We start from the raw sequence: 12,043 nt of genomic DNA, 5'->3' as shown, positions 1-12,043 counted from the left end.
ATCGAATTATCTCGAAAAAACATATCGTCGTTTTTAATGATTTGTAGGGTATTTTATTAATTATGGTTGTGTAGGAGTTAAGTAATTTCTGGTATTTTAAAATTATACTTTATGAAATAGTAGTTGTAGCAGTAACCTCTACAGTTACCGTTTCTTATTTTGGTCAAACGGTAACCGCAAGGATTACCGCTACAGGTTGTAAGAGAAACATAATAGATTTGACCTAATAATTTTTATGTGCTTACTTAATTTATATAGTCGTGTTATTGATCTTATCAGTTTGGTCGTCAATTCTAACAATCGTGTTGGCAATTCTAACAGTTGTATTGTTAATTCTAGTTGTGGAGTCATCAATTTACGGCTTGCAGTAGTTGATTCAAAGAGTCAAGTTATCAATTCAAAGCTTACAGTAGTCAATTCAAATAGTCAAGTCATCAATTCACAGCTTGCAGTTATCAATTCAAAGGGTGAAATTGTCCATTCACAGGTTGGAGTCATTAATATTAACCAAGTAGTTACCAAACCATTATTTTTACTTTTCAACAAAAAAGGATGGCTCTAAACCATCCTTTTAATAATTGCTTAATTAAGTTTTGCTTTCCCGCCACCTAAATAAGGGCTTTGCAATAATTTCTCTACACTTTCAAAAGGCACTTTAGTTTTGTTGTATCCAAAAGTTGTTGCTAGTGATTGTGTCTTATTATTATCGCCCATTACCATATCAACGTCTTGCATCGTCATCTGGCTAGGGTGTTCATAACCACAGGCATGAGTGATCTCCAGAATTTCTTTGTTTAATGTCTTTACATAATTGTAAAACCGCTCACTTTTAAGGGCTGGGTCGATTCCACTTTGTAACCAAGGACTTGAAGTAGCCACACCCGCTGGACAACGATTGGTGTGACAAACCTGTGCTTGAATACAACCGATAGACATCATGGCTTCACGTGCTACATTGATTACATCACAACCCATGGCGAATGCCATCATTGCCTTTTCAGGAAAACCTAATTTACCAGAACCAATAAATACAATTTTATCTGCCAATTCATACTTCTGGAAAATCTTATAAACCCTTGTAAAACCATAATTAAAGGGTAACGAAACGTGATCTGCAAAAGCATGAGGTGCAGCACCCGTTCCACCTTCGCCACCATCAATCGTAATAAAGTCTGGACCCTTTCCAGTTTTCACCATATACTGTGCAAGTTCTTCCCACATTTCTAATTTACCTACTGCCGACTTAATTCCTACAGGTAACCCCGTTTTACTAGCCATTGATTCAATGAAATTAACCATTTCAGGAATGGTAGAAAACTCTGAGTGAAATGCAGGAGAAAGAGCATCTTTACCCATCGGGATATGTCTGATTTCAGAGATTTCCTTCGTGATTTTAGCAGCAGGTAACATTCCACCTTTGCCCGGTTTTGCTCCTTGCGAAAGCTTTAATTCTAAGGCTCTGATGAATTGGTTTTCCGAAGTCATTTTAAATAATTTCTCCATCGAAAAATTACCATCATCATCTCTTACACCAAAGTAAGCAGTACCAATATTTACCACCACATCAGCACCATATTTATGATAAGGAGAAAGTGAACCTTCGCCAGTGTTATGATAACAGCCAAATTTTAAAGCTCCTTTATTTAAAGATTCAATGGCTTTAGCAGACAATGAACCGTAACTCATTCCAGAAATATTTACCACCGAATAAGGTTTGTAAGGACGCTTGCGTTTATGGTATTCACCAATAGTTTTTGAGCAAGGCACCGCACTTGGGTCTTTTTGATTGGGATGATTAGCCAAAACTTTATGCCCCAACATGGCATGTTTAATAAAAATATAGCCCGCTGCATTAAAATCTTGGTCAGAACCAAAGCCTTGTAAATTATTTTCTTTTTTAGAAGAAGCATAAACCCAAGCTCTTTCTCCTCTATTAAAAGGAAGTTCTTCACGGTTGTTGGCAACGATATATTGTCGGAGTTCAGGTCCAATCTTTTCGAGCATATATCGAATATGACCGACCACAGGAAAGTTATGCTGAATGGTATGACGATTCTGGAGAATGTCACGAAGTGCCAAAACGAGAATGGCAATTGGAATAATGAACCACCAAGAAAAACTTGAAAAAATACTTATGAGAATCATAAATGATGAGCGTAAATTAGAATGTTAGAATTTTGTATGAATATCAAAGAGAATCAATAACAAAGCGTATTAACTTTTATGGAGAATTACGCTTTGCAATCATTAAACTGAATAAGAAGATTAATGTTGTATAGAAATACCCAAAAAAATTAAGGAGTACTTGATAAAGAAACACCACCCGAAACAATCATTTTCATGGCATCGGAAGCAGGAATGTTCAATAAAGTAACGTTGGCACTTGGAACAACAAATATTTCACCAGAAAAAGCATAAGAGTGTGGGCAGTAAACTAGCACAGCATCTTGAATATCTAAAAATCCTAAATCAGTTTGTGTAATGAACCCTAACTTTTGGATGCCATTTTCTTTGTTCAAAATAAATTTTACGGGTTGATTAAACTTCTTTTTATCGCCCACAAAAGCACCGATGAGGTCTTTTAAAGAAAAGTAAATTAAACCCACTAAAGGAAGTTTAGAAACACCATCTTCCAAGATTTGAATCAAAGGCAAGGAGATAAACGTTGAACCTAAAAAGCCAACAATCATAATGATTGCCACCATAATAACTAAGCCAGTTCCACGGAAGTAAAAGTAAAATTCTTGGTCTAATGAATTCAGGAGGTTGAAAATGATGTAACCTGTTATGTAAACAGGGGCGAGTAAAAATAAACCTTTTACGAAATAGCCAAAAAGGCTGGCACTAATACGTTTGAATCTGAAAGACATTTTATTAAAATTTATATGCTCAATGGATGCTTGATTAACGTTTTACTAGATAGCTGGGTTCTTTGATTGAAAAGAAACAGAGACAATATTTTTTCAATTTCTCACAAAAGTAAGTATTGATTGAGATTCTACTAAAGGAAAGTATTTATTTCACAAGGAATATACAAAATCTTCATTTATTTACCTTCATGAACAAAGTAAGTTTGAGCAGATTTACAGGATAATCATCGTGATATTTCTGCTTTTTACTCGAAAAAAGACTTTCATCGAACAATTATTCGTAATTTTGCCCTCCTTGAATCTCAATAAATTCATTCAAATTTTAGAAAATAATCTCAAATTCATTTATGATTTACGAATATAGCTACCTGCAAAACTTTATTAAAAATGTATTTCTTTCGATAGGTTGTTCTGAAACAGATGCCGATTTGGCTTCGAAAGTATTAATTTCTGCTGATTTACGAGGAGTAGATTCACACGGGACAGCAAGACTAAGTGGCTATGTTCGTTTGTATGATAATGGAAGATTAAACCCAACGCCGAATATCAAAATCGTACATCAAACTCCTTCAACAGCAGTAATTGACGGCGACAAAGGTTTAGGCTTGGTTGTAGCACCTTATGCGATGAAAATTGCAATGGAAAAAGCTACAAATGTAGGTTCTGGTTGGATTTCGGTACAAAATTCCAATCACTTTGGTATTGCAGGTTATCATGCCATGATGGCATCAGACAATGATATGATTGGTTGGGCAATGACAAATGCTGCACCTTTGGTAACACCTACTTTTTCAAAAGAAAAATTGTTAGGAACTAATCCTATTGCAGTGGCAGTACCAGCACAGAAAAATCCAGCTTTCGTAGCTGACTTTGCCAGTACAGCAGTAGCTTATGGGAAAATGGAGATTTTACAAAGAAAAGGCTCGCCAGCACCAATTGGTTGGGTTCAAGATAAAGAAGGAAATCCAACTGATGATTCAAATGCTGTAAAAAATGGAGGAGCATTATTGCCATTAGGTGGCGACCGTGAACATGGTTCACATAAAGGTTATGGTTTAGGAGCGATTGTAGATATTTTCTCAGGTGTTTTATCAGGAGCAAATTTTGGTCCCTGGGTTCCTCCATTTGCCACCGCAGGCTTTATGACAGCAGGCGAACAAGTAGGAAAAGGAACAGGACATTTTTTAGGAGCAATGAGAATTGACGCTTTTCGTCCTGCAGAAGAATTCAAAGCAGATATGGATAAATGGATTGACCGTTTCCATGCAGCCGAAGCAGTAGAAGGCAAAAAAGTATTAGTACCAGGTGACCCAGAAAGAGAAATCGAAGCAGAACGCAAAGCCAATGGCATTAATCTTTTAGAGCCAGTGGTGAAAGATTTACAAGCTTTAGCAGATAGATTTGGGATAGCGTTTTAAGGATAGCGGTAAAATGTTTTATCTTTAATGGTGATATTAGGGTTTCTTTTACAATAATTACAGTATTGTAACTTTATTGAAAAACAACATTATTTTAAAAATATGAATACAATCATCATTGAACCAAGTTCTCAGGCAGATTATCAGCTTTTTATAGATTTGGCTAAAAGGTTGAAAGCTAAATTTAGAATTAGTGCTAGTGAAATAGATACAACTGATAAAGTTTCGGATGAAAAGGCTTTTTATGCTTTAGCAGGAAGCCTTGATTTACCAGAGACAAGCGATGAATTGATAAAAATAATTGAAGAATCAAGAACAAATAAAGACATTGATACTTCATGGGCAGAATAAAGTATTTATTGGACTCAAATATTTGTATTCATTTTATCAAAAATGATTTCAATATTCCTGCTAAAATTTCTTCTGTAGGTTTGGAGAATTGCTTTATCTCAGAGTTGACAATCCTTGAGCTAATGTATGGAATAGCCAATAGTGCCTCCACAAAGAAAGAAGAAAGTCGGTCTAAATTAAAGCAGTTTACAGAAGGCTTTCAAAATAGGATTTTACATATCAGACCTGTCTTTGAACTCTTTGCAGAACAAAAAACTAGATTAAGAAGAATAGGAACTCCCATTAGTGATTTTGATTTATTAATTGGTTGCACAGCAATATTAGAAGGTTGTGTACTTGTAAGTCGAAATGTAAAAGAGATGATGAGGATTGAAGGACTAGCCTATGAGAATTGGGTAGACTAAATTACCGTAGTCCTAAAAACAAATCATTAAAATAAAAACAATCATTTTAAAAGAACGCTTGCGTTTATTTCATTATCATCACAATGCAACAAAACAATAAATTATTACGCTACTTCTTTCTCGCATTCGCTTTATTTGCGACCATGTTTTCATATTACATTTGGCAAATCACCAAAACGCCTAATTATGAAGTAGATGAGAAAAAAGGCTTTGCCCTTTTGATTCCGAAAGGAGCAACTTTTGAAACCGTTTGGGATTCTTTGAGCAAACATAAAATTGTGAAAGATGAATTATCATTCAAGTTTTTAGCAAAATTATTGAAGTATAAAGATAATGTTCGTGAAGGTCGTTACGTCATTAAAGCTGACATGGGCAATTATGAAGTAATCAAAAAACTTCGTTCTGGAAATCAAGATGCCATTAAACTTACTTTCAATAACATTCGTTTGAAAAAAGATTTAGTTCATAAAATTGGTAATCGCTTTGAATTTGATTCTACTGCTTTGGCGACAATGTTGGAAGATACAGCTGTTGCAAGAAAATATGGATTTACCAAAGAAACCATTATGTGTATGTTCTTGCCAAATACTTATGAAGTATATTGGAATACAAGTCCAGACGAATTAATGAGTACCATGAAAACTTGGTATGATAAATTTTGGACAGAAGAACGTAAGAGAAAAGCTACAGCAATTGGTTTAGACCCAATCAGAGCGCAGATTATGGCTTCGATTGTGGAAGCTGAAACAAAAAAAGCAGATGAAAAACCAAGAGTAGCAGGTGTTTATATGAATCGCTTGCAGGCAAATATGCCTTTAGGAGCAGACCCAACAGTAATTTTTGCTCATCAAGATTTTTCTATTAAAAGAGTAACGAAGGCATTGTTGCAAATCAATTCACCTTACAATACTTATCGTGTAACAGGGTTGCCTCCTGGCCCAATTAACTTGCCAGACTTGGCTTCGATTGATGCTGTTTTAAATTACGAACACCACAAGTACTTATATTTCTGTGCAAAAGAAGATTTCTCAGGCTATCATAATTTTGCAGAAACCTTTGCTGATCATCTTAACAATGCTCGTATTTATCAAGAAGCATTAAATAAATTGAATATCAGGAAATAATCTTTCATAATATTATTTAACAATGTATCAACACGATTATCAGTACAGAGTAAGATATGCCGATACCGACCAAATGGGTTATGTATATTATGGAAATTATGCTAGACTTTATGAAATAGGTAGGGTAGAGGCACTCAGAAGCTTAGGCTTTAGCTATAAAGCAATGGAAGATTCTGGTGTGATGATGCCAGTTTATGAAAATACTTCAAAGTTTATTGCTCCTGCTTTGTACGATGATTTGTTGACTATTCGTACTACTATTAAAAACCTTCCTGCGGCTAGGGTAGTTTTTTATTACGAAATTCTCAATAGCAAAGGTACTTTGGTACATAAAGGGGAAACGACTTTGGTCTTTGTAAAAATGGAAAATAATAGACTAACAACAGCCCCAAAAGAATTGTTAGACCGATTAAGTACATTTTTTACTTAATCGGTCATATAAAAGTGGAAATGCTAGAAAAAATAAAACATACAGAACTCTATTACCGTTTTCGCCTTTTCTTAAAGACTTATCATTTAGAAAATGCTGCAAAAACTGTATATCAAGTATTAGAAGTATTAATTAATAAAATTCTTCAGTTTGATATTGATGTTCGTGCGGCGGCTGTGGCTTATAATTTTACTTTGGCGATATTCCCGACGATAATTTTCCTTTTCTCATTAATTCCATATATTCCTGTTAATCATCTTGATTTAAAAATTATTGCTTTACTTTCAGAAGTATTGCCCAAAGGAATTTTCCACGAAGCACAAGAAACCATTATTGAAATCGTAAGTAAACCCCGTGGAGGAGTACTTTCTTTGGGTTTTATCTTTGCTTTGTATGCTTCTACAAGTGGAATGATGGCTTTGATGCGTGCTTTTAATTTGACGTATAAAACCTCAGAACAACGTGGTTTTATTCAAGCAAGGCTGATTGCAGTGATGCTAAATTTCCTTCTCACTTTTGTATTGATTGTAGCGATAGGTTTCTTAATTGTGGGTCGTTTAATTGTTGATTTCTTATTTGATGAAGGAATTATGAATCGAGATTTTACTTTTTATGCCTTACAATTACTTACCTATTTGGTGATATTTTTAGTGTTCTTTATCACGATTTCCATCATTTATTATTGGGCTCCAGCCATTCATAAAAAATGGAAATTTATCAATGCAGGTTCTATTACCGCTTCAATTCTGACGATACTTCTTTCAAATTTATTTTCATATTATCTCTCCAACTTTGCAACCTACAATAAACTTTATGGTGCAATCGGTACTTTTATTGCCTTAATGGTTTGGTTGTATTTGGTTGCTTTAGTTTTGATTTTAGGTTTTGAAATCAATGCAAGTATCGCTGAAACTTTGTATGGTTCAACCGAATCTAAAAAAGCCATTGAAACAGAAACATAATTAAACTGTTACTTCTGCACTATGGGAAAATCCGAAAACCAACCTATTGTTACAGTCATTGCTCTTTGCTATAATCATTCCAAATTTCTTGTAGAATCGCTTTCTTCAGTACTTCATCAGACGTATAAAGCTATTCAACTAATAGTTGTTGATGATGCGAGTGAAGATGATAGTCAACAAAAAATACTTACTTTTCTGCAAGATTATCCAGCTGTTCAATGGATTTTTAATGAAAAGAATACGGGTAATTGTAAATCATTCAATCAAGCACTTTTTTTAGCCAAAGGAAAATATATTATTGATTTATCAACTGATGATGTCTTAGAAAAGACAAGAATAGAAAAACAAGTAAGGTATTTTGAATCATTGAGCGATTCGCATGGTGTAGTTTTTTCAAATGCTATTTTTATAGATGAGCAAGGAAAAATCTTGAGAACTTTATATGATAAAAATCAAAGTATTCCAGAGGGGAATATTTATTCAAAATTGATAGAACAATCGTTTGTTTTGCCTTCTACAATGATGGTTAAAAAAGAAGTATTAGAAGAATTGAAAGGCTACGATGAAACTTTAGCGTATGAAGATTTCGATTTTTGGATTCGTTCATCAAGAAATTGGGAATATGCTTATTTGCCAGAAATCCTTACTTATCAAAGAGTTGTATCAGCATCACTTTCTTCCAAATTTATTCAAAAAAAGAATCAATTAGTTATTTCAACGGTTAAAGTTTGTGCTAAAATCCAAAGCCTCAATCGTAACGAAACGGAAAATAAATCCCTTATCAAAAGACTTTATCTAGTGTTAAAACAATGTGTTTTTACAGAGAATTTTGAAGCTGGAGAAGAAGTAGTCAAAATGCTAAACCAGTTAAAAGGACATACTTTTAAGAGTAAATTACTTTGTATTATCATTCGATTTAGTATTCCATTAAACTTCATTTATTTGAAATTTAATAAACTCAGATTTTAATCAGTCAATACCTTCTGATAAAACGTTATTAACTTTTCAGCTTCACTTTCCCAATTATACTGTTTTTGAATGGCTTCTTTTCCTAAATTTCCCATTTCTTTCGCTTCTTCTGGGTTTTGAATAAACCAATTAATAACTTCAAAAATCTCTTGAACACTTTCAGGGTTTACGCCGAATCCTGCTTTTGTGGAATTAATTACCGATAAACAATGTTCAAAATTTGAAGTAATTACGGGTAAACCTGATGCCATGTATTCAAACATTTTGGTAGGGTAGGAGATTTTATAATCGCCAATATCCTTGAGTAAAGCGATTCCAACGATTGCATTTTTAGCAATTTCGGCTGCTTCATCAAAGGACGTCATTCCATACTTCAAAACATTTTCTTCTAAATCATATTCTTTTATTAAAACTTCCAGTTTTCTTGGGAAATCATTGTTCGAAAAATATCCAAATAAATGCAATTTGATGTTTGGATAAAGCTCTTTTAATAGATAGATTGCTTCCAAAACTTGTTCTACACACCGATTGCTTGAGATTTGTCCGATGTAAAAAACTTCAGGTTTTGTGATGTTGAAATGGAAATGAATCGCTTCAAAGTCAGCTTTTCGAGGATAATTTAAAATGACTTCGTGGTTTTTGCTAATGTTGGGATAGCTCGTCAGATAAGTATTTTCGGCAAAAATTAGGTTAAAATGTTTGGAAGAAAGTTTGTTGAAATAAGAAAACAAAGACAAAAGAATATTGTTTTTCTGTTTTGTTGGAAGCTTTTTAAGAAAATCTTCGTAGATGTCAAAAATGATTTTTGTCTTGAGTAAAGAAAACAGACAAGCAATCGGAATTAACTCTATTACATGAATATGAACGATTTTGGGACGAATTTTGAAATACCAAAATAGGATTTTAGGAAAATTAAAACAGATTCTTTTCCAAAGTTGAGGATAATAATTGATGAGATAAAAATGAGCTTTTGGTTCATTGTCCTTGAGCCTAACAGCTTGAATAACATGTACTTCGTGATGTTTTACTAATGTACTTACTTCTTTGATTACCCTTGGTGAATAATTACCAGTGGCAATATGAAGTATTTTTGTTTTTTTATTTGAAGGTTTAGTGACGAACATTTTATTATTTTAGGTACAACAAATTAAACAATCTGATAAAACTGATGGCTGAATTTATAAAATTATACGAAAAAGGCACCGATATGAAAAAAATAAATCATATTGTTGATTGCCTAAAAAATGGCGGAGTAATTATTTATCCAACTGATACAGTTTATGGGATGGGTTGCGATATTCATAATACTCGTGCTGTAGAAAGGGTTTGTCAAATCAAAGGAATAAAACCTAGTAAAAACAATTTTTCATTTATTTGTAATGATTTAAGTCATATTGCAGATTATGCCAAAGTATCAAATACATGTTTTAAGTTAATGAAAAAAGCTTTGCCTGGTCCTTTTACTTTTGTTTTGGAAGGGAATAATAAAGTACCAAAAGTATTATCACAAAGTAAAAAAACAGTAGGTATCAGAGTTCCTGATAACGAAATTCCTAGATTAATTGTAGAAGAACTTGGGAATCCAATTGTTACCACTTCAATTTATGATGATGATAGTATTGTAGAGTATTCAACTGACCCAGAATTGATTTTTGAGAAATTTCAAAATCAGGTTGATATTGTCATTGATGGCGGTTATGGAAATAATATGCCCTCAACCATTGTAGATGCCACAACTGATGATTTTGAAATTATTCGTCAGGGATTAGGAGATTTATCTATTTACCTATAAAATGTTGGCAAGTATTCAATTGCCAACATTTTTGTTTTGTAAAGTATTAAACACTAGGTTTCACTTCTTCTGATACACTCCTTTTATGTTTCCATCTTCTGTGCGACCATAAGTAAGAAGATGGATTTTGTTTTATTGAAGCGTCTAATGTTTGAACAAAACGCTCGAGAATTTCATTAGCCTGGAGGTTTTCATAAGGAGGACTTGCTATTTCTGAAAGATTCATATCATAATATCCTCTCTTTTTTCGGATAAACTCCATGAAAATAACTGGATAATCAAATTTTCGTGCAATACGCTCTGGGCCAGTAAAAAAGGCAGAATCTTGATTTAGAAAATTTGTCCAATAGGCAGATTTCAAATGACTAGGAATTTGGTCAGCCGCCAAGCAAATAGCCCTGATTTTGTCTTTTCTTTCAATCGCTACTTTTATCGTATCTTTTCTTTCGACTAAAAAAGCACCAAATCTACTTCTGATTCGATAAGTCAGTTTATTAAAAAATGTGTTACTCAATTTTTGATAAACGACATCTAAATGAATTCCTTTTATGCAAAGAGGATGAATTGCCCATTCCCAATTTCCTTGATGTCCACCGACGAAGATGATAGGAGTATTGCTATCTAAGTACTTTTTAACAAGCTCAAGATTATTTATTTGAACACGCTTTGCCATTTCTTCTTCCGAAATACTTAAACCTTTAAAAAATTCAATAAAGATATCAGCAAGATGATGGTAGAATTCTTTAGCAATTTCATGGATTTCCTTTTCGGATTTTTCTGGAAAGGAGTTTCTGAGGTTTTCTAAAACGACTTTTTTACGATATTTAATTACTCTAAAAAGTAAAAAGTAAGCAAAGTCAGAAATGCGATAAAGCATCCAAAATGGCAAAGTCGCAAGAATCTTGAAGAAAAGCATATTAACTTTTGGTAATTTGTATTTTTTCTTGAAAAATAGAATGATTTTGGTATAAAAATTTGAAATTAAATCATTCTGCTGTATTTTAGGGAAATGATAATTGATTTACAATATTTACCCAGTCTCGAATATTTTGTGTGTTTACTTCAGCACGACACGATTGTTATTGAAGCACACGAATATTACGAAAAACAAAGTTACCGAAATCGTTGTATAATTCAGACAACTAACAAGATTGATACGCTGTCTATCCCAGTAAAAAATGGAAATTCGAAAGTATTAATTCGGGATTTAAAGATAGAGTACCATCAAGATTGGATTCGCCGCCATTGGGGTGCCATTCATTCAGCTTATGGAAAATCGCCTTTTTTTGAATATTATTCAGAATATTTTAAAAATATTATTGAAAAAAAACCTGACTTTTTGTTCGATTTGAATTTAGAATTGCTGTCAATTTGTCTGAAACTTTTACGTCTCGAAAAAAAGATTATATTTACAGAAAAGTATGAAAAAAATGTAGAGAACGATTTTAGAAGTAAAATTCATCCCAAAACAGATTTTTCTGTGAATGGTATTTATAATCCAACCGCATATCGCCAGAACTTTGGCAACGAATTTGTACCTAATTTATCTATCCTAGATTTGCTATTTTGTCAGGGAAGCCAATCTTTAAAGATACTTCAAAGCTCATTAGTAAATGAACAAACAACAATAATTTAGTGTTTAGTATATAATTTGGAAAAGATTTACAGAAAGTAATTTTAAAGAAAAACAGAGATTACCTTCAGCCTCAGCTTAAAGAATAAT

13 protein-coding genes are annotated in these 12,043 nt (G+C 33.1%); 9 read left to right on the top strand and 4 right to left on the bottom strand.

Annotated elements, in window-relative coordinates; translation table 11 throughout:
* Positions 1-582: 582 nt before the first annotated feature.
* Together VB776_RS01530 and VB776_RS01525 are read right to left on the bottom strand one after the other, a co-directional pair.
* Entirely contained in the window at positions 583-2,145 is a 1,563-nt protein-coding gene (locus tag VB776_RS01530) for an FMN-binding glutamate synthase family protein (RefSeq protein WP_323325334.1), read from the bottom strand.
* A gap of 149 nt (positions 2,146-2,294) precedes the next feature.
* The gene (locus VB776_RS01525; RefSeq protein WP_323325332.1) at positions 2,295-2,870 is read right to left on the bottom strand and encodes a DUF502 domain-containing protein; all 576 of its coding nucleotides are present in this window, start codon (positions 2,868-2,870) and stop codon (positions 2,295-2,297) included.
* Between the two features lie 347 nt (positions 2,871-3,217).
* On the opposite strand from VB776_RS01525, the gene VB776_RS01520 reads away from it, so the two are divergent.
* From VB776_RS01520 to VB776_RS01490, 7 genes are all read left to right on the top strand, one after another.
* A complete protein-coding gene (locus VB776_RS01520; RefSeq protein ID WP_323325330.1) occupies positions 3,218-4,288 on the top strand; it encodes an Ldh family oxidoreductase in 1,071 nt (356 codons plus the stop codon).
* A 102-nt stretch (positions 4,289-4,390) separates the two neighbouring features.
* Positions 4,391-4,639 (top strand): hypothetical protein, encoded by a 249-nt coding sequence (locus tag VB776_RS01515; RefSeq protein ID WP_184135467.1) that lies wholly within the window; start codon positions 4,391-4,393, stop codon positions 4,637-4,639.
* A complete protein-coding gene (locus VB776_RS01510) occupies positions 4,627-5,043 on the top strand; it encodes a PIN domain-containing protein (RefSeq protein WP_323325328.1) in 417 nt (138 codons plus the stop codon). The genes VB776_RS01515 and VB776_RS01510 overlap by 13 nt, the downstream gene beginning before the upstream one ends.
* 83 nt (positions 5,044-5,126) lie before the next feature.
* Positions 5,127-6,167: an endolytic transglycosylase MltG gene (gene mltG / locus VB776_RS01505; RefSeq protein WP_323325326.1), complete on the top strand. Its 1,041-nt coding sequence runs from the start codon at positions 5,127-5,129 to the stop codon at positions 6,165-6,167.
* 22 nt (positions 6,168-6,189) lie between these two features.
* Complete coding sequence (locus VB776_RS01500; RefSeq protein ID WP_323325324.1) at positions 6,190-6,597, top strand: acyl-CoA thioesterase; 408 nt, start codon at positions 6,190-6,192, stop codon at positions 6,595-6,597.
* Positions 6,598-6,617: 20 nt separating this feature from the next.
* Positions 6,618-7,559: a YihY/virulence factor BrkB family protein gene (locus VB776_RS01495; RefSeq protein ID WP_323325322.1), complete on the top strand. Its 942-nt coding sequence runs from the start codon at positions 6,618-6,620 to the stop codon at positions 7,557-7,559.
* 21 nt (positions 7,560-7,580) lie between these two features.
* On the top strand, positions 7,581-8,528 hold the full coding sequence (locus VB776_RS01490) for a glycosyltransferase family 2 protein (protein ID WP_323325320.1): 948 nt from the start codon (positions 7,581-7,583) through the stop codon (positions 8,526-8,528).
* Here VB776_RS01490 and VB776_RS01485 read toward each other — a convergent pair.
* The gene (locus VB776_RS01485; protein WP_323325318.1) at positions 8,525-9,652 is read right to left on the bottom strand and encodes a glycosyltransferase; all 1,128 of its coding nucleotides are present in this window, start codon (positions 9,650-9,652) and stop codon (positions 8,525-8,527) included. The genes VB776_RS01490 and VB776_RS01485 overlap by 4 nt on opposite strands.
* Positions 9,653-9,693: 41 nt before the next feature.
* On the opposite strand from VB776_RS01485, the gene VB776_RS01480 reads away from it, so the two are divergent.
* Positions 9,694-10,320: an L-threonylcarbamoyladenylate synthase gene (locus VB776_RS01480; RefSeq protein ID WP_323325459.1), complete on the top strand. Its 627-nt coding sequence runs from the start codon at positions 9,694-9,696 to the stop codon at positions 10,318-10,320.
* Between the two features lie 46 nt (positions 10,321-10,366).
* Here the strand turns inward: VB776_RS01480 and VB776_RS01475 are convergent, their stop codons facing one another.
* Positions 10,367-11,236 carry a lysophospholipid acyltransferase family protein gene (locus VB776_RS01475; protein WP_323325317.1) on the bottom strand — a complete coding sequence of 290 codons (870 nt, stop codon included), beginning with the start codon at positions 11,234-11,236 and terminating at the stop codon, positions 10,367-10,369.
* 93 nt (positions 11,237-11,329) lie between these two features.
* On the opposite strand from VB776_RS01475, the gene VB776_RS01470 reads away from it, so the two are divergent.
* Positions 11,330-11,956 carry a WbqC family protein gene (locus VB776_RS01470; protein WP_323325316.1) on the top strand — a complete coding sequence of 209 codons (627 nt, stop codon included), beginning with the start codon at positions 11,330-11,332 and terminating at the stop codon, positions 11,954-11,956.
* Positions 11,957-12,043: the final 87 nt, after the last annotated feature.

Source organism: Arcicella gelida, from assembly GCF_034931025.1.
In the GTDB taxonomy this organism is placed as follows: Bacteria; Bacteroidota; Bacteroidia; order Cytophagales; family Spirosomataceae; genus Arcicella; species Arcicella gelida.
This window is presented reverse-complemented; position numbering and strand designations above follow the sequence as displayed.